The sequence below is a fragment of the Paenibacillus sp. LjRoot153 genome (assembly GCF_964253085.1).
Lineage (GTDB): Bacteria > Bacillota > Bacilli > Paenibacillales > NBRC-103111 > Paenibacillus_E.
This window is the reverse complement of record NZ_CAXUQH020000001.1, coordinates 6,845,578-6,865,185: the sequence shown is the minus strand read 5'-3', so window position 1 is coordinate 6,865,185 and position 19,608 is coordinate 6,845,578. Positions and strand designations below refer to the sequence as shown.

Annotated in this window: 18 protein-coding genes; 17 read left to right on the top strand and 1 reads right to left on the bottom strand. The window is 43.8% G+C overall.

Annotated features, from left to right (window positions below; all coding sequences use genetic code 11):
* The first annotated feature begins 34 nt into the window (after positions 1-34).
* The 5 genes from kdpB (at position 35) to ACSQ8P_RS29660 (ending at position 7,301) form a co-directional block, all read left to right on the top strand.
* Complete coding sequence (gene kdpB / locus ACSQ8P_RS29680; protein ID WP_436238478.1) at positions 35-2,071, top strand: potassium-transporting ATPase subunit KdpB; 2,037 nt, start codon at positions 35-37, stop codon at positions 2,069-2,071.
* 28 nt (positions 2,072-2,099) lie between these two features.
* A complete protein-coding gene (kdpC, locus tag ACSQ8P_RS29675; RefSeq protein WP_436238477.1) occupies positions 2,100-2,663 on the top strand; it encodes a potassium-transporting ATPase subunit KdpC in 564 nt (187 codons plus the stop codon).
* An 80-nt stretch (positions 2,664-2,743) separates the two neighbouring features.
* The gene (locus tag ACSQ8P_RS29670; protein WP_436238476.1) at positions 2,744-5,047 is read left to right on the top strand and encodes a histidine kinase; all 2,304 of its coding nucleotides are present in this window, start codon (positions 2,744-2,746) and stop codon (positions 5,045-5,047) included.
* A gap of 4 nt (positions 5,048-5,051) precedes the next feature.
* The gene (locus ACSQ8P_RS29665) at positions 5,052-6,572 is read left to right on the top strand and encodes a DUF4118 domain-containing protein (RefSeq protein ID WP_436238475.1); all 1,521 of its coding nucleotides are present in this window, start codon (positions 5,052-5,054) and stop codon (positions 6,570-6,572) included.
* Positions 6,573-6,602: 30 nt separating this feature from the next.
* A complete protein-coding gene (locus ACSQ8P_RS29660; protein ID WP_436239634.1) occupies positions 6,603-7,301 on the top strand; it encodes a response regulator in 699 nt (232 codons plus the stop codon).
* Positions 7,302-7,889: 588 nt separating this feature from the next.
* On the opposite strand, the gene ACSQ8P_RS29655 is transcribed toward ACSQ8P_RS29660, so the two are convergent.
* Positions 7,890-8,594 carry a hypothetical protein gene (locus ACSQ8P_RS29655; RefSeq protein ID WP_436238474.1) on the bottom strand — a complete coding sequence of 235 codons (705 nt, stop codon included), beginning with the start codon at positions 8,592-8,594 and terminating at the stop codon, positions 7,890-7,892.
* A gap of 211 nt (positions 8,595-8,805) precedes the next feature.
* Between ACSQ8P_RS29655 and ACSQ8P_RS29650 the strand changes: the two genes are divergently transcribed.
* The 12 genes from ACSQ8P_RS29650 to ACSQ8P_RS29595 all read left to right on the top strand — a co-directional run bounded on the left by ACSQ8P_RS29650 (position 8,806) and on the right by ACSQ8P_RS29595 (position 19,515).
* Positions 8,806-9,870, top strand: coding sequence for an HD-GYP domain-containing protein (locus tag ACSQ8P_RS29650; RefSeq protein ID WP_436238473.1), 1,065 nt, complete (start codon positions 8,806-8,808; stop codon positions 9,868-9,870).
* A complete protein-coding gene (locus tag ACSQ8P_RS29645; RefSeq protein WP_436238472.1) occupies positions 9,867-10,169 on the top strand; it encodes a helix-turn-helix domain-containing protein in 303 nt (100 codons plus the stop codon). Before ACSQ8P_RS29650 ends, ACSQ8P_RS29645 begins: the two co-directional genes overlap by 4 nt.
* Before the next feature lie 210 nt (positions 10,170-10,379).
* Positions 10,380-11,141, top strand: coding sequence for a YveK family protein (locus tag ACSQ8P_RS29640; RefSeq protein ID WP_436238471.1), 762 nt, complete (start codon positions 10,380-10,382; stop codon positions 11,139-11,141).
* A complete protein-coding gene (locus tag ACSQ8P_RS29635) occupies positions 11,122-11,793 on the top strand; it encodes a CpsD/CapB family tyrosine-protein kinase (protein WP_436238470.1) in 672 nt (223 codons plus the stop codon). Before ACSQ8P_RS29640 ends, ACSQ8P_RS29635 begins: the two co-directional genes overlap by 20 nt.
* Before the next feature lie 46 nt (positions 11,794-11,839).
* Positions 11,840-13,123, top strand: coding sequence for an efflux RND transporter periplasmic adaptor subunit (locus ACSQ8P_RS29630; RefSeq protein WP_436238469.1), 1,284 nt, complete (start codon positions 11,840-11,842; stop codon positions 13,121-13,123).
* Positions 13,124-13,144: 21 nt separating this feature from the next.
* Positions 13,145-14,860 (top strand): hypothetical protein, encoded by a 1,716-nt coding sequence (locus ACSQ8P_RS29625; protein WP_436238468.1) that lies wholly within the window; start codon positions 13,145-13,147, stop codon positions 14,858-14,860.
* A gap of 12 nt (positions 14,861-14,872) precedes the next feature.
* Positions 14,873-15,076 carry a hypothetical protein gene (locus ACSQ8P_RS29620; RefSeq protein ID WP_436238467.1) on the top strand — a complete coding sequence of 68 codons (204 nt, stop codon included), beginning with the start codon at positions 14,873-14,875 and terminating at the stop codon, positions 15,074-15,076.
* An 80-nt stretch (positions 15,077-15,156) separates the two neighbouring features.
* Positions 15,157-15,939, top strand: a complete 783-nt coding sequence (locus tag ACSQ8P_RS29615) for a hypothetical protein (protein ID WP_436238466.1) — start codon at positions 15,157-15,159, stop codon at positions 15,937-15,939.
* Positions 15,939-16,208 carry a PqqD family protein gene (locus tag ACSQ8P_RS29610; RefSeq protein ID WP_436238465.1) on the top strand — a complete coding sequence of 90 codons (270 nt, stop codon included), beginning with the start codon at positions 15,939-15,941 and terminating at the stop codon, positions 16,206-16,208. The genes ACSQ8P_RS29615 and ACSQ8P_RS29610 overlap by 1 nt, the downstream gene beginning before the upstream one ends.
* A 73-nt stretch (positions 16,209-16,281) precedes the next feature.
* Positions 16,282-16,650, top strand: a complete 369-nt coding sequence (locus ACSQ8P_RS29605) for a signal peptidase I (protein ID WP_436238464.1) — start codon at positions 16,282-16,284, stop codon at positions 16,648-16,650.
* Between the two features lie 20 nt (positions 16,651-16,670).
* Positions 16,671-18,494 carry an ABC transporter ATP-binding protein gene (locus tag ACSQ8P_RS29600; RefSeq protein WP_436238463.1) on the top strand — a complete coding sequence of 608 codons (1,824 nt, stop codon included), beginning with the start codon at positions 16,671-16,673 and terminating at the stop codon, positions 18,492-18,494.
* Positions 18,475-19,515: a nucleotidyltransferase domain-containing protein gene (locus ACSQ8P_RS29595; protein ID WP_436238462.1), complete on the top strand. Its 1,041-nt coding sequence runs from the start codon at positions 18,475-18,477 to the stop codon at positions 19,513-19,515. The genes ACSQ8P_RS29600 and ACSQ8P_RS29595 overlap by 20 nt, the downstream gene beginning before the upstream one ends.
* Positions 19,516-19,608: the final 93 nt, after the last annotated feature.

Sequence of the window (19,608 nt, the reverse complement as noted above, 5' to 3'; positions counted from 1 at the left end):
ATAGACGTAATAGAGATGGAGGATTGATTGGACTGTGGAACGTAAAAAAACATTAACCAAAGACATTATGAATCAAGCTACCGTTGATTCGTTCAAAAAATTAAATCCTTGGATCATGATCAAGAATCCAGTTATGTTCGTGGTTGAAATCGGTACGGTGATTACACTTCTGCTTTCACTTACACCAGAGTTATTCGGCAGCTCAGAAGTAGGGCGTGGGTATAACATCGCGGTGTTCTTGATCTTACTGTTCACTTTGCTATTCGCTAACTTTGCTGAAGCTTTGGCGGAAGGTCGCGGTAAGGCTCAGGCTGATTCCTTGCGGAAGACGAAATCGGATACGATGGCTCGCTTAGTTCAAAAGGATGGCTCTTATAAGCAAGTATCTTCGACTTCTCTTCGCAAGGGGGATGTGGTCCGCATTGAAATTGGAGAGATCATCCCGTCCGACGGCGAAATCATTGAAGGCTTAGCTTCCATTGATGAGTCAGCCATTACCGGTGAATCTGCTCCGGTCATTAAGGAAGCAGGCGGCGATTTCTCATCTGTGACAGGCGGTACACGGGTAGCTTCTGACTATATCGTTGTCAAAGTATTGACGGATCCCGGCGAATCATTCTTGGATCGCATGATCGCACTCGTCGAAGGTGCTAAAAGGCAGAAAACACCGAACGAAATTGCCCTAACTACGCTGCTTGCTGTATTAACACTGATCTTCTTAATTGTCATTATGACGATGGTTCCGATGGCATCGTATTTAAACGTAAAATTAGAAATTTCCACATTGATTGCGCTGCTGGTATGTCTCATTCCAACGACAATCGGCGGTCTCTTATCCGCGATTGGTATCGCTGGGATGGATCGTGTGACGCAGTTTAACGTATTGGCGATGTCGGGTAAGGCTGTTGAAGCTGCTGGCGATATCGATACGATGATTCTGGATAAAACGGGGACGATTACCTTCGGGAATCGGATGGCTTCCGAGTTTGTGCCTGTTGGTGGCAGATCTGCGAAAGACATTACGTTTGCAGCTCTGCAAGCCTCTGTGAAGGATGAAACACCAGAAGGACGTTCGATTGTTGAGCTAGCGAATAAACTTGGCGAGTCTTGGCAAGCTGATCTCTACTCGGATGCAGAAGTGGTGGAGTTCACCGCAGAAACGCGGATGTCGGGACTTGATCTTGCAGACGGTGTTAAATTCCGCAAAGGTGCGGTTGATGCGATTAAGAACTATGTTACTGTGCATGGTGGCAAAATTCCTGCTGAATTAGAAGCGATAACGAACCGAATCGCGAAAGCTGGAGGCACACCACTCGCGGTTGCGATTAACGAGCGAATCTATGGTGTTATTTACCTTAAGGATACGGTAAAACCGGGCTTGAAGGAACGTTTTGCGGAACTTCGCGCAATGGGCATCAAAACTGTGATGTGTACAGGAGATAACCCACTTACGGCTGCAACGATTGCACTCGAGGCTGGTGTAGATGAGTTTATTGCTGAAGCGAAGCCGGAAGATAAAATTGCCGCAATCAAGAAAGAACAGCAGGAAGGCAAGCTCGTTGCCATGACAGGCGACGGCACGAATGATGCGCCTGCACTTGCACAAGCGGATGTAGGACTAGCGATGAATTCAGGGACGATGGCTGCCAAAGAGGCGGCTAATATGATCGATCTGGATTCCGATCCAACCAAGCTGCTATCGGTGATCTCTATTGGTAAACAATTATTGATCACTCGTGGGGCTTTGACGACGTTCTCGATCGCCAATGACATTGCTAAATACTTCGCGATCATTCCTGCGATGTTTATTCTTGCTATGCCGCAGCTGCAGGCGTTGAATATTATGAATCTGGCGTCGCCAGAATCGGCTATTCTATCTGCTTTAATTTTCAATGCTATCATCATCCCGCTGTTGATTCCCATTGCCATGAAGGGTGTTAAGTACCGGGCGATGTCGGCTGATAGGCTGTTGTCACGTAATATTTTGCTCTACGGTATCGGTGGTGTGGTTGTACCATTTATCGGGATTAAAATCATTGATATGGTACTTCACGGCTTAAGCATCGTGTAAAGAGATAGAGAAACGAGGAGATCATTTTATGAAATCGGTTATGATAGCTGTTCGTGTATCGTTATTGTTCATGATCGTCTGTGGACTTATTTATCCACTTGCGACGACAGGGGTGGCTCAAGTTCTATTCCCAAAACAAGCAAATGGCAGTCTCATAGAATCAGGCGGTACGGTGATTGGATCGGAATTACTGGCTCAAAGCTTCGAATCTCCGAAGCTGTTCCATCCAAGAGCATCGGCAGCCAAGTATGACCCTACAGCATCATCTGGCTCCAATACAGTGGTAGCTTCGAGCGATTATGCAGCGGTTATGGCAGAGAAAATTGCCGCGTTAAAGGCAGAAAATCCTACGTTAACGGAGATTCCGGCAGACTTAGTTACTGTTTCTGGCTCAGGCTTTGATCCGGACCTGTCACCTGAAGGAGCGAAAGCCCAAGTTCCAAGAATTAGTAAGGAAACCGGGATCACGGCGAACGAGCTCAATTATTTAATTGACCGCATGTCAAAAGAGCGGCAGCTGGGCATTTTCGGGGAACCAAGGGTCAATGTGACAGAATTAAATAGGGAACTGCTCAAACAAGTGAAATTATGAGCAATGATTCTCGTTGGACCACTCTCGTTAGGTGAGAGTGGTTTCTGCACTTTTTAGAGACATGGAAGGAGGTACGAAGCATGGAGGGTTTCAAGAGAAAAACGCCTGAAGAAATCCTATTATCGATTTCCAAACTGCACCGCGGCAGCTTGAAAATTTATATCGGGGCAGTAAGCGGGTCAGGTAAAACCTATCATATGCTGCGAGAAGGGCATAACCTCAAGGGGCAAGGGATCGATGTCGTGATATGTGCAGTTTCGACACTCCAACGACCAGAAACCGTGGAACAATTAGGAGATTTGGAGAGGGTACCCAGCATTCATTGGATGAAAGACGGTGTGGAACAAAAGGATCTGAATCTGGAAGCCTTACTTGAAAGAAATCCTGAAGTTGTTCTCGTTGATGGGCTTGCTCATCAGAACCGAGAGGGTGCCCAATTTCCAACTAGGCTCGAAGATATTAAATATTTACTCTCGCACGATATTAGTGTCATCAGCACGGTGAATGTCTATGAGCTAGAAGGGACGATGGAGGTTGCTCATAAGCTGACAGGCATTGAAGTGGGCTGCTGCGTCCCCTCTGATACCTTAGAACTGGCCGATGAGGTGAGACTCATCGATGCAACGCCGGAAGCGATTTTAACACGGCTAGGAGAAGGGCATTTAAAGGGGAATCAAGATGCAGCCTTATTTAAACGCGGTAATTTAGGTGTGCTGCGAGAATTGGCGCTCCGTCTTGTTGCCGAGGATGTGAATGATTCTTTGGAAGCACATCGTGAACAAATGGGGTTTCAGGGGCCTTCCGGAGCGACGGAACGTATTCTGGTTACAACGCAATATCATTGGAATGGTTCCATTTATGTACGCCGAGGTCAACAAATTGCGAAGCGGTTGAATGGCGATCTGCATGTAGTTACGCTGCGTAAACAAGGTAAAACGCTTACCAAAGAAGCAGCTGCTTTTCGAAGATCAATTATGAAGCTTGTCGAGAAAGTAGGCGGTAAATTTGAAGAGCTGCCGCTTTCTTATCGCCGCTGTATCCCTCAGATCTTAGTGGACTATGCGAACGCAAATCATGTTACACGCATTGTATTAGGGCATTCCAAACAAACGAAATGGCAAACTTTGATACAAGGCTCCGTTATCAACGGTGTGTTAAAAAGAACCAAAAACATCGATGTGTTTCTAGTAGCTGATCGTGCTTCTCAAGAAGGTGAGCGTATTCTGCCGGCTCATATTCACACATCTAAGGAGCCTTACAAATATAAACGTTTGAGCAAACAAGAAGTGGACGCGAAAATCGAAAAAATTAAACGTGGCAGATTCAAAGTTTACATTGGCGCTGCGCCTGGTGTCGGTAAGACGTACACGATGCTGCGTGAGGGCAATGATCTGCTCAAAAAGGGGATCGATGTGAAGATTGGTTTGCTTGAAACGCATGGAAGAAAAGAGACGACCCAACAAGTGGGTGATCTTGACATAGTGCCGCGAGCAGTAAACCAATATCAAGGTATTAACTTGATGGAGATGGATACAGAAGCTATCATTCGTCTGCGACCTGAAGTGGTCTTGGTTGATGAACTTGCGCATTCCAATGTGCCAGGAAGTAAGAATAAGAAACGCTATGAAGATGTGCTGGAGATTCTGGAAGCTGGTATTTCGGTTATCTCGACTGTCAACGTTCAGCACTTGGAGAGTCTGAATGATGCTGTTGAGCATATAACGGGTATTCGCGTGCGAGAAACCGTACCAGATAGTATGCTGCGTACGGCAGATGAAGTTCAGTTAATAGATGTTTCCCCAGAAGCGCTGCAGCTTCGTATGAGAGACGGCAAGATTTATGCGATGGTCAAAGTAGATCAGGCGTTAAATAACTTTTTTAAAACGGGGAATCTGATCGCTCTACGTGAATTAGCGCTGCGTGAAATTGCGGATGATGTTGATGAACGTCTAGAGTCGATGGAGCGCAAGAGCTCTTTGCGTGGTCCATGGCGAAGGAAAGAAGCCATTTACGTGTGTGTTACAGACATTTCACAGGCCGATCGCTTAATTCGGCGGGGGTTTCGTATTGCTCATCGGCTTAAAGCAGCTTGGCATGTAAGTTTTATTGCGGTTCGGCAATCGGATGAGGAGTGGAAGACAAAGCTAGAGGTATTAGAGAAGCTGACCCGTCGCTTGGGAGGCGAGTTTTCCTATCAAGAGGTAGTGAATCGCAGCCATATTCCACGTGTTTTTGCAGCGAAAGCAAGTAACGCTGGAGCTACGCAAATCATCGTTTGGAAAGACGATATTGTCAAAAAGCTTTTGCCGCATGCAAGCACAATGGATGTGCTCATTGTTGCAGATTATGAATCGTGGCAAACTTCGCGAAATAGGGTAAAATAATCCTATGGACACTCAAAAAAATGAACATACAAACTGGCAATCGTATGGTGTGACTGCACTTTTTATCGTCCTGTTGACGATATTTTTAAAAGGTTTTGAATCCTTCTTCGATCTGGTCAATATATCGCTACTTTACTTATTTCCTGTTCTGTTTAGTGCTGTTCGATGGGGGAGGGGGCCCTCTTTCTTTGCTGCGGGACTAGGTGTGTTGGTAGTTGACTTCTTTTTTGTCCCACCTACCCTCAGTCTTACGGTTTCTGATTTGCGTTATATCCTAACGTTTATTGTGTTCTTATGTGTGGCTGGCCTTACGTCAAGCCTTGCTTCCAAGCTTAGAAATCAATTCCATCAAGCACAGCAGAAGGAAGCGAATACCGCTGCCTTGTACGCGTTAAGTCGCAAGATAACAGCGATTTCAGATTTAGATATGTTGCTGAAGCAGATTGTTCAACATGTTTCCGATACGTTAGATGCGAAGGCTGCTATCATTTTGCCAAATCAAGAGGGAGTACAGCAGGTAGAAGCTTATTCGAAGGATAGTGAAGATTGGGCCAGCGATGAAGCCCACCTAACTATCGCCGGATGGGTGAGTCATAATCATACGATTGCGGGACGAGGTACTCGAACATTGAGTGAATCCTCGGATCTGCATGTCCCTTTAGCGACAGACCAGCAGATGCATGGTGTGCTTGCTGTACAAGTTGGCGATCGATTCATGTCCGATATGCCAGAGCTTATTCGCATCATCGAAGCATTATCAGATCTTGCAGCCGTGGCCATTTCTCGGGTCAAGCTAGCGGATGAGGCCAAAGTGGCGCAATTGACTGCCGAGTCTGAGAAGCTCCGCACAGCTCTGCTGGATTCGCTCTCTCATGAATTACGCACGCCGCTAGCTACGATTATTGGCTCCGTCACGGGCTTACTCGAAGGGGAGGACGTCTTTAGTCCAGATGATCGGCGAGAATTATTGCTGACGACGCGTGAGGGAGCTACTCGCATGAATAGACTTGTGGGGAATTTGCTCGGCATGGTTCGGATTGAGAGCGGCATGATGCGTTTAAATAAGATGTGGTGCGGGATCGAGGATGTTGTTGGAGTTGCCTTAACGCAGTTGAAGGATGCGCTGCAGAATAGAGTTGTGAACATAGATCTTAATCCGGATATGCCATCCGTTCCGCTGGATGAAGTTCTTATGGAACAAGTGTTGATGAATGTGATCAGCAATGCCATTAAGTATTCGCCTGAAGGAAGTGAAATCCGTATTCAAGCGGAGAAGGAAGGCGACATTCTGAGTCTGACAATTGCAGATGAAGGGGCGGGTATTAATCCAGCCGATAGGGAACGGATATTCGAGAAATTCTATCGAGGAGATCGTACGAGGCATATCCCCGGAACGGGGCTTGGACTAGCTATCTGTAAGAGCATCGTGGAAGCACATGGCGGTTCGATTAGAGCAAGTGCGAGGAACGACGGCAGTCAAGGCACTGTTATCCAGCTAAAAATACCTTTTTCTCATAATTCATAATTCACAATTCGCTAAGAGGGACGGATGAACATGATAACCACAGGGGCGAAAATTTTAGTCATTGATGACGAGGCACAAATACGAAAATTATTGCGGGTCACGTTAACTGCACACGGCTTCGAAACGGCAGAAGCTGCTACGGGGCAGGATGGCTTGCTGCAGGCGGCGATGCTCCGGCCGGATCTCATCGTGCTAGATTTGGGGCTGCCGGATCTGACCGGCATGGAGGTGCTGGACGGCATTCGTGAGTGGTCGAATGTGCCTATCATTATCTTAACCGCGCAGGATCAAGAGCCTGACAAAGTCGCAGCCTTGGATCGCGGCGCAGACGATTATGTGACGAAGCCATTCGGCATGGGCGAATTCATGGCCCGCATGCGAGTGGCTCTTCGGCATATAGCCAAAGCGCCGGATGAGCCTGTGCTGAAGCTCGGCCAGCTTGTCATTGATTTGGCCAAACGCAGCGTTGAGCTTGGTGGGGAGAAGCTGAAGCTAACGCCAACGGAGTATGATTTACTCAAGGTGCTTGGCGTTAATGCAGGACGTGTAATGACACATAAGCAGCTGCTTAAGCAAGTGTGGGGCGGTCAGCAATATGAATCTGACAGCCAATATCTTCGGGTATATGTAGGACATTTGAGAAAGAAGATCGAAACAGATCCTGCGAGACCTCAGTATATTTTGACGGAGCCGGGGATAGGGTATCGCTTTGCTTGGCAAGAGAACTAACGAAGTGAAGCTCAACGAAAAAAGCTACTACCCCCACGATGGCGTGGGGGTAGTAGCTTTTTTCGCTCTTCGAGGCATTGGGGGAAGCGAAGTTTCGTAGAAGTAGTGATTGCTGAGTCAGAGATATTGAGTTGGTCTGATGGAAGTTTCATAATTCTACTTGCTCCAGACGAATAGATGGATTTTCTACAGTTAAATTTTTGAATTTTCCGATCAAGCGCAGAATAGATGGAGAACCTACAGTTAATTTTAACCATTTTGATCGATCTGAAAAAAAGTGGCAGTTTTACCTACATGTTTTACAGTTAAATCGAATTTTCGAGGAAATTCCTCGCAAATAGCTGTATATTATCCAGTTAATACAAGTGTAGAGCACTAGTCCCTCAAAACCTACAAACTCCACCAACAACGTCCAAGCGCCAAGATCACGTGTCCGCATCCCGTGCGTATATTCCGGTTACTCGCTGTCCCAAGTTTCGAACGATTTGTTGAGCCAATACGACACGTGTGGCGATTGGATGTACCAGCAAAAAACCAGTTAACATCCGCAGAACCGGATGTTAACTGGTTTTAATTTTTTATGAAGAATTAACAAGTAAAAGAGTCAATAAAACGTAAATCAATCCCAAAGAATATCCATGAGAATCCGGTCCAGCGGAATCCAGAAACCGATGTCCGTCCAACGAACACTGGGAAATACCAGTATTGTTGTCCGTTGCTTTGCCAGACATACGTGAATCTGAACAAGCAGCGGGAGATACCGCCTGGATCTACGGCATATACACCCGGCGCTTTAAGCGGCTTATTAGGAATGTGGGATGGTGGCGCAGCGGTTGGCGGTTGAAATCCGCCTTGCCCTGGTCCAGGTCCTGGAGGTGGAAATCCGGGTCCTGGTCCACCTGGGAAGCCGCCAGGTCCGCCAGGGAATCCTGGTCCCCCCGGGAAGCCGCCAGGTCCGCCTGGAAATCCGGGTCCACCCGGGAAACCGCCCGGACCGCCAGGGAACCCTGGTCCACCTGGGAATCCACCAGGGCCACCGAAACCGCCTTGCCCACCTGGAAATCCAGGTATCATGCCGCCAGTTCCTGGGAAGCCAGGGATGCCGAAGCCACCTAAGCCGCGTGGATCATAGGCGGGTACCCAGCCGTAGTATTGGGGTACAGGATAGCCGTAAGGGTATGGCGTATCTTGTGGATAATAAGAAGTTGGATAGTCCGATTCCGTTGCCGCGCTTTGTGAAATCTCAGTTTCAAGCTCTACGTCGCGCAGTTCTTGTTTTTTGTTCGAAGCCATTCGTGAAGTCCTCCTTAGGTAAATGCGGATTGTCGATACTTACTATATGCAGGGGGATAGACGGATGTCACGGATAGCAAATAACAAAAGTTAAGGATCACTAGACCTATAAGGAATGCTATAATAATTTTAATTGGGAAATTTAACCTAGGATACTTTGTCGAAATATAGGTTGATTCTCCCATATATATGATGGAATTTGTCGTATATAATGGAAATTGGTACGATTTTGAAATTATTGGAGCGGGATTTCTTGAGAGACCTATTGGGTAAACGATTAAGATATGATGTGACAACAAGTTATGGGCTAGTCTTAGTTCCTATCCATACCGTTCTCAATCAAGAGCATTTGGACTTATTTAAGCAGCATCGCATTGATACGATGGATATCGTAACCACGACCATGCCTGATGGCCAGAAGCAATCCGCACCTGCTCATGACGCGAATCATCTTGTTCAAAAAGCGACGGAATATGCCAAAGACTTATTCGAACGTATTCAGACGCAAAAGAAAATACCGCTGCTTGAGATTAAGTCAGAATTAATTCCTATCGTCCAGCAGGCGGCCGAAAATCCGGATCTCTTTCAATTATTTCAAGCCGTCAAAGCGAAGGATGAATACACCCATCAACACAATATAGGCGTGGGCATTCTTTCGACGCTAATTGGCAAATGGATGGAGCTCGCGGATACAGAAGTGGCCCTTCTATCCTTAGCAGCAACCATGCATGATGTGGGTAAAATCAAAATTTCTCAAGAAATTCTCATGAAGCCGGGTAAATTAACAACGGAAGAATATGAAGAAATTAAAAAGCACACCATTCTTGGATATAATATGCTGCGTGAAACGGTAGGCATTAACTTTCGTGTAGCTCTGGTTGCCCTTCAGCATCATGAGCGAGCAGATGGCACGGGATATCCCCTGCAACTGCAAGATAGTCAACTAGATAAAATGAGCCGTATCGTAGCTGTTGCAGATGTATTCCACGCGATGTCATCGAAGAGGCCCTATCATGAAATGATGCCTTTTCACGAGGTCGTCAGTCGCTTAAGGAAAGGTTTCTTCGGCGAATTAGATCCGCATATTGTTTCCGTTTTTTTACAGAATATCATCTATAATCTAGTAGGCCGGCAAGTGCTTCTCACGGATGGCCGCTGGGGCGAAGTCGTCTATATCAATCCAACGGATGATACGAATCCACTCGTGAAAATCGAAAATACCTTTCTTGATCTCAGTCGAGAAAGACACATTCATATAAAGGAAGTTGTCATATGAAGCCAATGATCTCAGAAAAGTCAGACGTTTTACTTCAATTCTATTCCAACTATGGTCTAACTCAACGTGAAATCGAAATCCTTTCTTTACTTGCTACATATGGTTATACCAACAAGGAAATTGCCGAAAATTGCTGTATCAGTGAGAAAACAGTAAAAATTCACCTTGCCAATATTATGGGTAAAATCGGTATTGGCTCCATGCGGAAGCTGCTAGCTTTGCTGTTGCAGCAAGCTCTGCTAGTTTCAAGATTAGGTGCGGGTGAGTCAGTCCGCGTAGCATCGATGGGAATGAGATAATTAAGGAGTTTTACCTAGTAAAAGCAGCCTATCCTCTAGGAGGAAGTGCTGCTTTTTGCATTCTACAGCTCGTTTAAATTTGATACGATTTGGAACTAAAAAACGATAATATTGTGTTGACATGATACGAAAAGTATCTTAAAGTAAGAGTAACAATTAAGATACAAATAGTATCATAACAAAACGAAATAGACTTAATGGAGGGGAATCATGGAAATTAATTTTAAGGAATATTTGATGGTCATAAAGAAGCGATGGTGGCTTATTGTTATTGTCGTTTTTATTTGTACCTTCCTTACAAGTATGTATACAACTTCGAACTATGTGCCAATCTATCAGGCATCAACGAAATTAATTGTGAATAAAACATTTGAGCAAGATCAACTAGGTACGGAACAGATCGATTATGGTGCGATCGGTGTGAATATGGCGCTCATCAATACCTACAAAGAAATCATTAAGACCCCAGCTATTATGGACAAGGTCGTCCAACGTTACCCTGATTTACGAGTTTCAACGGATCAATTAATTTCAATCGTCAACGTGACCAATTTAAATGATACGCAAGTGATGTCGATTGTAGTGCGACATTTCTCGCATGAAAGAGCTGTTGGCATCGCAAACGCTGTCTCAGATGTGTTCCAAACAGAAATCCCTCATATCATGAAGGTTGATAATATTACGATTCTGAATCGAGCCAAAGTTCAGGACAATCCTACTCCTGTGAATCAGAAGTCGAATCAATATATCATCCTAAGCTTTTTTGCCTCCTTGGCTGCTACAATTGGTATCATTCTGCTGTTGGATGCATTAGATGATACATTGAAAACGGATGAGGATATTCGAGAAGTATTCGGACTTTCAACCTTAGCCTACATACCGAAAGCGAAGTACGGGAAGATGAAATTGAAACGGAAAAATAAATTAAGTAAAAAAGCAGAGGATATTCCATATGCGAAAACTATCTACTAATTCGACTTCTGTCGCCTTGAAGCAAATTCTCCATAATTCCTCTACCTCAGAAGCTTACCGTTCATTGAGATTTAACATTGAATGCTCGGTATTCGGTCGTGAGGCAAAGACCATTACCATCACTTCAGCAAGTCGGGGTGAGGGAAAGACAACAACTGCGGTTCAATTAGCGGTCGCTTATGCTCAGATTGGGAATAAGGTCATGCTGCTTGATGCAGATCTGCGAAATCCAACGATTCACTTGGTTTTTGGCGTTGAACCTAGTCAGGGGCTCACGAACTATCTGGAAGGACAGATTTCCATGAATGAAATCGTACGAGAGACGATCGTGGAGAATCTCGAATTAATCCCATCGGGATCAAGGACTCAGAATCCTTCGGGATTGTTAGCCTCTAAGTTAATGGATACCCTACTCGCAACGCTGAAAGAAAACTACGATATTATCATTATTGACTCCTCCTCGCTACTGACAATTACAGATGCCAAAATTATGGGATCCAAGAGTGATGGTGTCCTACTTATTGCCCAATATGGCAAAGTCAAACGTGACATTGCGAAGAAAGTGAAAGAAGAGCTTATGTTAGCGAATATGAAGTTGATTGGCGTTGTACTTAATGAAGTGAAAGATAATCAGGCAGATGCTTATCTCTAATCAATTCTTTTGAAAAAATAAAGTAAGGGGAGAGAGTTTATAGCGAATGAGACAAAAAAGAAGAAAGCCACAGTCGCGAACTGTAAGAATAGCTTCTATTTTAACGCTCAGTATTGGAATTTTGGCTGGATGTTCGGACACTGCGATCGAGAATACAGACGCAAATTCAGTCTATACCGATCAATCGCAACAAGCGGTTAGAGTGTTCAAGGTGATTAAACAAAAAATCGGTGACTCGACAGAGCGCGTCGCTGAAGTACAATTTTCTGCTCAATTTAAAATTATGTCTAAAACAACTGGTGAGATTGAGCAAATTATGAAGAAGCGTGGCGATATGGTTCAAGAAGGCGATGTCATTCTGAAGTTGAAATCCAGCGAAATGCTTGCAGGACGGGAAGCCGCCGCTACCTCCGTTAAGACGCTGCAGGATGCGATTGAAAAAGCAAAAGTAAGAGGACAGAAAGAAACGGATAATCAGAAATCTGAGTTAAGTAATGGCATTCAAAAAATGGAACTAGGGATGGCATCACTTGTCCGCAGCTACAATAAGATGAAGAATGACTTTGATATTGGATTAGCAACCAAAGCCCAGCTGTACCAAATGGAAACTCAGATGATGAATGCTCGGATGGATCTAGACCAAATGAAGGTTAAATTACAAACACTTGAGCCCGTTGATATAACATCAGATTTGGAGTCGCAACTGAAGGCTGCCAAACTTACCTTGCAACAGGTTGAGCAATCGATCCAGAATCTTGAAGTAAAAGCTACGGTCAGCGGTCTGATGACGGAGATGCCATTTGAAGCTGGAATGGGCATTCAGTCAGGAGCCCAGATTGCTATGATTCAAAGGCTGGATCCTATCAAAATTAAGTCTCAGCTATCAGATGAAGAGATGAAGCTAACTAGTGGGAAGACGGAGATGTCGTACTTTCTTCCTAATAACAAAACGAAGTATCAAGGGGCTATTAGTTATCTTTCGAAAGTTATCGATCCTGAAACGAAAGCTTATGAAATTAATCTTGAAGTACCTAACAAGGATCTTCTCTTAAAGCCAGGTATGAAGTTGAAGCTTCAACTGTCGGAGGAAAAGGATCTCATTGTGGTGACGGTACCAACCTATAGCATTGTTAAAGAAGGCGATAATGCTTACGTATATGTGCTCTCGGGTGATACTGTCGAGAAACGTAACATTCAACTGGGTAGAGTGAACGAACCTAAGCAAGAGGTGCTTTCTGGTCTTAAAGAAGGCGAGATGGTTGTGAAATCCAATCCTAGCGCTTTAATGGATAAAGCGAAAGTTCAAGTAGCGGCAGTTGAAGAGCAATAAATAAAAATGGAGTGACTTTATTTGAAAATACATTGGAAAAAAACAACGATAATGTTCATCCTCGCTGTCTCTCTGGTCATTCCATCGGCATCCTTCCATGTTGCTGCTGATGAGAAGTATTCACAGTCTTTCACACTTAGTCGTTACCAGCTGACGGAATCTCTTCAAGTTGATGTTAAAAGCGTACTAAATGAACCAACTACAGAAGGAACTAAGATTGGCGCTGTTGTTCGTTACTATAACGCTGGCGAGCGCTTAGTCGGTGTTCCTGAGTATGAAGTTCGTGTCAAAACGAACGAGGGTCTGGAATACATCATGCGTCCTAGTCAAGCAAATGCGAGGAATATTCAGCCTAAAGAAACCATCGAGCTTAGCTATTTGAATGTCGTAGATCGATATGACGAATTTGCCTTAAACGAGCTATCATGGTCGGATGTGGATGAATTCGTCTATCCGAAGGTAGAAAAGAAAATTATCTCTTTGCCTATCACGGATCTGGAGTGGAAAGGGGAGAAAGCGAATCTATCAGACCCTGCTCAAATCAAGCAGTGGCAGGATACGTTCACAATCCCTATGCTTACGGACAAAATTCAATATCAACCAGTGAGCTTGAATGAACAGAATACGCCTGATGGGATCAAAACGGTAGTAGGCTTCCTTGCAACCAATATTGGAGACAAGCCCATCAGCGTACCTGATTTTCGAATAAATGGGAAGTCAGGGAATAAAGTATATATTGGTGAAAGACTGGAACAAGATGACCTTATACTAGATCCTGGTGAGAAAAATTATGTGCACTATGCCATACCGGTCAAGAGTCGTGCTGAGTTGAAAAACTTAACGGTGCTAACACCGGAAGACTTTGTAGCAGATGATAAAACACATATCTCTTATACAATCGGCAGATTGATGATCAATTTAGTTGGAGCAACCAATTCAACTCGCTTACTAAACCCAGTGGGGTCCTATGAGTTGAATAAGCCGATTCAGTTCGATCCAATCAGTCAATTAATTCGATCTGATATTGAGGTATCCATGGTAGACTTGAATATGAGTGAAAGCGCAGGCGGCGGATTCAAATCCGTAGTTGCCAAGTTTAAATTATTGAATAAAAGTGGCGATTCCGTCCCAGTCCCCTCATTCCAGACGGTATTAACAATTGCTAACGGTAAAAAGTTCTCAGGTACTAGGCAAGATACGAAAGTAGATCTGCTGATCCCCAATATTAGCTACGTTATCTACTATACGTACATCGTGCCAAACTCTGAGACAGGTGAGCGTCTAACGATGGAGATTCTTGATGGCAAAAAGGTTGAGCCTTATAACTTCACCATCGCGGCATTCAGGACGAAAGTTATGGATACAACAGACAGTACCCTCGCTTTCTATCCTTTTCAGGTCAAATTAAATGACACGTCATTGCAAAGAAGCTTCAATTTAGGAAACGGACCTAATTATTCTTATAAGTTAGGTGTAGATTTTGATATTAAGCTGCAGGATGAAATTGTCGTGGATCAGAGCTTTTCCAAACTGAGATTAGAGGTAGCGGATGGATCAAACCGAATTATGACATCGAAAGTATTTTCGTTCGTTGGTGAGAAAAAGCTAGTGAGCGGTACAGAAATCCTGACCTTCGATGCAGATACCTTGGAAGCTACGTTAAACCTTCGTCTCTATGAGGTTATAGATACCCCATTTGGAGAAGTAAGAAGACTAGTACAAACGTTGAAACGATAGGAGGTGAAAAAAATGGAAAAGGAATCCAGGGTGGAACGGAGACAGTATACGCGTCCCATGGTATTAAGTCAACAACCGGTTCGTTTTGAGACGGCCCAAAGTTGGAATAGAGGCAAGGGTAACCTGAATCACCCAGGCACAGGGAATGACGGTATCAATTATCCTCTCCCTCCGTACACCGGACCTCATAAAGGTAAAGGAAAAGGAAACGGTTAGAGCTAGTTATTCTTCCAAAGAGGTCAATGGTAGATTGCCGTTGACCTCGTATTACAAATAGGGTCCCGAGGGGATATATTATGGTGTGTATGTATACCAAAATTGGTGAGCATTTTATCGAAATACGTTGTCTTTCAGAAACGATTGAGAAATGGATTCAAAGGAACTTCATGGCCGAATTGTCATCGAAGGTTAGGCCTGATCTCTACATTCAACTCACAGAGGGCTATGGGGTCCCCTTTGATGACTACAACGTGGTGATAACCAAAGAAGCGGATACCATTTCTTTTCGCAGGGCTGATTACTTGATCGAGACCAGTACGGATTATCGCAATGCCAAAATCTCCGTACATAATGAATTAGCTCTCAAGCATGCCTTGATGAATATGTACAGCTCCTATATGGTACATCACAAGTGGGGACTGTTAATTCATTCGTCATGTGTAATCGATAAAGGGAAAGCCTATATGTTTGCAGGCCATTCAGGGGCAGGCAAATCGACTGCCGCTAAGTTATCACATCCCCGTGAGCTTTTTTCTGATGAAGCAACAATTGTGAAGATCACGGCTGAGAAGATTACGGTGTTTAATTCTCCTTTTCGAAGTGAGCTGGACCGAACAAGCACTCAGGAGACTAGTCCGTTAGCAGGCATATATTTATTGAATCAGGCAATCGATAATCAGGTTTTGCCGCTTAACAAGTCGAATGGATTTCTGAATCTCATGGATAAAATATTTTATTGGTCTCACAGCTCCGAAGAAACCGCGTCCATCCTCCAATTGCTGCAGCATTTGGTCAATTCAGTCTCAGTTGGTGAGCTCTATTTTCGAAAAAACAATACATTTTGGGAGTTGATTTCGTAATGACCCAGTACCTTAGGATGAATGATTATGAGTCTATTCAACTGGATATGGAATGGATTATTTTGAACACAGATGAATATAACTTAACGAAGTTAAACGGCGTAGGCGGATTCTGCTGGTCTTTGCTTAGCACTGCACAAACGGTAAGCTCAATTAGTGAAGCCATTCGGAAGGAGTATGAATTCGTCGACGAAACGGTTGAAGAAGATATTGAAACGTTCATGAACGACATGATTCGGCGAGGCTTGGTTCAATATGCAGTTGCATAAGGAATTCCCTCAGCTTATTACGCAAGTAATGGAAAAGAGGGGCTGGATCGAACTTCCGGCTCAAGGAACGAGTATGTATCCTTTTATCAGAAAGGGGGATATTTGCCGGTTTGTATCCACGGAGGCTGCGAACATAAAGAAAGGCGATATCATCCTGTTTCGAACACCTCATGGCGGCTTAGTCGCCCACCGTTTTTGCCGATGGGTAACGAGGGACCGCCAGCAGCAGTACCTTTGTAAGGGAGATTCCAATTTAGCACATGATGAGGCTATCGCGCTGGATCAGATGATTGGCAAAATGACCTGGATACTGCGCAATGGGCGAACCATCTATGTGAAAGATCTGGCCGCATATGTTTGGGGGCAAATGGTCATCGCATTTCCCACGATATCGCGTTTACTAAGAGTGTATTTAAATCGAAGAGAAAGTAAGCAAGCCTAGACTTTCTGTGGAGTGTCCATATGAATGGAATCATTCGAGGGTACCTTTATACCATTAGAGAATATCTGACTTTTAAGGATATTCGGAAAACCTATACGCTGCTGACGCCATATATGCTACAGCACTGGAAGGCATATGCAGCTCTCTTTTTCCTATTATTCGTGGATATCGCCCTAACATTGGCCTATTCGTGGTTCTTTGGAAACCTGACGGACGCTGCTATTCAAAGTAATTTTACGCGTATGAAGTGGTTAATTCCCATAGGACTTAGCTTTGTTATATTAAGTATTATTTCAACTTATCTGAATACTGTTTTTGAAACCATCGCAACGAATGCAGTGAAGAGGGATTTCTCCGTACGATTATTTAAACATATCTTACTTTTAACGGGGAAGGATATCTCCAATCACCATTCCGGAGAGCTCATGTCTCATTTTACCAATGATATTCATAGCATTAACGGTGTTATTGGCAGAAGCTTAATTGACCTTATTAGACTCCCCTTTATTTATCTGGCTGTTTTCATCTATTTGATGCAAATTAGTTGGAATTTGGCACTGATATGTCTTCTAGTTGCCCCGCTTTCGATGCTGTTTGGTGTCATCTTTGGATTATTACTCCGTAATAACGGGAGGTTGGTACATGATCTAATAGGAAATATTAGCAGCCTTCTCAATGAAACATTTCACGGTTTGCATGTCATCCGATCCTTTACGATGGAAAAATCAATATTTTCGAAATATGTTAGTAAAAATCAGAAACTCTACAATTTAGAATTGAGTAATGCAAAACTTCGCGGATGGTTCTATGTAGGGGGGCATGCGGTTTCTTCGATAACCTTCCTGGTTAGCCTCTGTATGGGTTCATACTACGTTTCATTAGGTGATCTTACCGTAGGCTCTTTGCTAATTTTTGTTAACCTGGTTAACCATTTGGTGTATCCACTGACAGAACTTGCCGGACAATGGGCAGGTTTTCAACGATCATCTTCCGCAATGGAAAGAATATTCAAAATCTTGGAACAGCCAACAGAATCAAGAGCTTTACCAGCATTCGTCCAATCTAGAGCGTTGGAGAAGTCTATTCGATTTCAGGATATAACGTTTAGCTATGATGGACATCGTAACATTTTTGAACATTTGAATTTGCAGATTCCGGCCGGAAAGGTCGTTGCCATAGTCGGTTTGAGCGGCGCGGGGAAAACGACTTTGTTTAATCTGCTCTTAGCCTTGTACAAACCGCAGTTAGGTGAAATTTTCATTGATGATCGTTCTAGTGAAGCATTCACGCCTTCGGAATTAAGGAGCTTATTTGCCCATGTTTCTCAAGAAACCTTCCTTTTTGGCGGTACGATAAGAGAAAATCTCCAATTAGCTCGAGACGGCATTACGGATGTGCAGATGATGCAGGCTGCAACGATTGCCAATATCCATCCTTACATAATATCTCTTCCGCATGGCTATGACACCGAAATTGGGGAGAGAGGGATTAAATTGTCCGGAGGACAAAAGCAACGTATAGCGATTGCACGAGCGGTGCTAAAAAATGCCCCAATCCTTCTCCTGGATGAGGCTACCTCTGCCTTGGATAATGAGACAGAGCAACAGGTAAAGGAAGCGCTGCAAAGAGTAATGGTCGGCCGCACCACACTTGTCATTGCACATCGATTATCGACGGTTAAGAATGCTGATATCATCATCGTCATGGACAAAGGGGAAATTGTCCAAATCGGGAAGCATAGCGACTTACTTCTGGAGAATGGGCTGTATCGCAGTTTACATCGGAAGGGATTTCAGAAAGGGGAAGAACTTGTTGATCATCACTATGATACAAGCATTATATGATCCGCGAGCAGCTATGCCCCAGGACATAGAGTTCTTTGAGAAATCACTCGAGGATATTGAGTTTTTTGGAATATGGCCGCAAATGTATTGGCTGTTAAAGCAGCGGGGACAATTGGATCACATGCCGTCTTTTTTTCAGGAGCGGTTGAAATGCAAATACGAAGAAACGTTGTATCTGAATTTGTTTATCCGAAATCAAACGAAAATCGTATTAGAAGCACTAGAAGAAGCGGGAATTCAGACTGTTCCCCTTAAGGGTACTCTGTTTGCCGAAAAGTATTTCGGACACCTAGGAGCTAGAGCTACGTCTGATATTGATCTTTTAGTACATCCATTTGAACTGGAAAGAGCAATACATTGTGTGAAGTCACTGGGTTATACAACGGAGCAAGAGCGGATCCCTTCCCATTTCCATTGGAGCTTCAGTAAAGAAATACCTGACAGCGCTATTCCTCTGACCATTGAGCTTCATTGGGATTTGTTGAAGGAAAAGACATCAGAGTTAAATATCGACGAGTTTTGGGAGCAAGCAATTCCTATGGAGCCATATCGGTATATCAAGGAATTATCGGATTACCATACGTTTTATATGATTTGTTTGCATGGCTGGAGACATAATCTGAGTTCTCTTAAATATTTTTTGGATATTAGACAGATGATTCATGTGCAGGATAATTTAGATTACACTCGGTTGTCGAAGGATGCTGCAGCGCATAAAACCAGGAGAAGGATCGTCAGAATGCTGGCGATTGTTTATCATCATTTTCCGTATCTGGCAGATACGAAAGAGCTACACATTGGGTGGAAGGTCCGTCTATGGTGGGAGTACAGCTCATTAAGAGATAATAAGAGGTCCTTCAGAAGATATATGAATTGGATTTATTATCATTTTTTTGATTTTGATACAGTGAAACATACTATGGCAGCGCTATTTGATTTTTCGTATAGCGTAACGAATATGATGTTTTCAAGTGAAATTAATAAGATGCAAGAAACAGTTGACAGTGCAAAAAGAAGATGATATTCTGAGATTGTTCTCGATAAAGAACAATCAGTGATCGAAAGAGAAACTTATGAACGATGTATAAGTAAATAAATATTAAGTTAAAATGTA

Excerpts from the sequence above, each read along its gene's own strand:
- kdpC (WP_436238477.1), top strand. The coding sequence starts at position 2,100 with ATGAAATCGGTTATGATAGCTGTTCGTGTATCGTTATTGTTCATGATC.
- ACSQ8P_RS29670 (WP_436238476.1), top strand. The coding sequence starts at position 2,744 with ATGGAGGGTTTCAAGAGAAAAACGCCTGAAGAAATCCTATTATCGATT.
- ACSQ8P_RS29665 (WP_436238475.1), top strand. The coding sequence starts at position 5,052 with ATGGACACTCAAAAAAATGAACATACAAACTGGCAATCGTATGGTGTG.
- ACSQ8P_RS29660 (WP_436239634.1), top strand. The coding sequence starts at position 6,603 with ATGATAACCACAGGGGCGAAAATTTTAGTCATTGATGACGAGGCACAA.
- ACSQ8P_RS29655 (WP_436238474.1), bottom strand. The coding sequence starts at position 8,594 with ATGGCTTCGAACAAAAAACAAGAACTGCGCGACGTAGAGCTTGAAACT.
- ACSQ8P_RS29650 (WP_436238473.1), top strand. The coding sequence starts at position 8,806 with ATGGAAATTGGTACGATTTTGAAATTATTGGAGCGGGATTTCTTGAGA.
- ACSQ8P_RS29645 (WP_436238472.1), top strand. The coding sequence starts at position 9,867 with ATGAAGCCAATGATCTCAGAAAAGTCAGACGTTTTACTTCAATTCTAT.
- ACSQ8P_RS29640 (WP_436238471.1), top strand. The coding sequence starts at position 10,380 with ATGGAAATTAATTTTAAGGAATATTTGATGGTCATAAAGAAGCGATGG.
- ACSQ8P_RS29635 (WP_436238470.1), top strand. The coding sequence starts at position 11,122 with ATGCGAAAACTATCTACTAATTCGACTTCTGTCGCCTTGAAGCAAATT.
- ACSQ8P_RS29630 (WP_436238469.1), top strand. The coding sequence starts at position 11,840 with ATGAGACAAAAAAGAAGAAAGCCACAGTCGCGAACTGTAAGAATAGCT.
- ACSQ8P_RS29620 (WP_436238467.1), top strand. The coding sequence starts at position 14,873 with ATGGAAAAGGAATCCAGGGTGGAACGGAGACAGTATACGCGTCCCATG.
- ACSQ8P_RS29615 (WP_436238466.1), top strand. The coding sequence starts at position 15,157 with ATGGTGTGTATGTATACCAAAATTGGTGAGCATTTTATCGAAATACGT.
- ACSQ8P_RS29610 (WP_436238465.1), top strand. The coding sequence starts at position 15,939 with ATGACCCAGTACCTTAGGATGAATGATTATGAGTCTATTCAACTGGAT.
- ACSQ8P_RS29605 (WP_436238464.1), top strand. The coding sequence starts at position 16,282 with ATGTATCCTTTTATCAGAAAGGGGGATATTTGCCGGTTTGTATCCACG.
- ACSQ8P_RS29600 (WP_436238463.1), top strand. The coding sequence starts at position 16,671 with ATGAATGGAATCATTCGAGGGTACCTTTATACCATTAGAGAATATCTG.
- ACSQ8P_RS29595 (WP_436238462.1), top strand. The coding sequence starts at position 18,475 with ATGATACAAGCATTATATGATCCGCGAGCAGCTATGCCCCAGGACATA.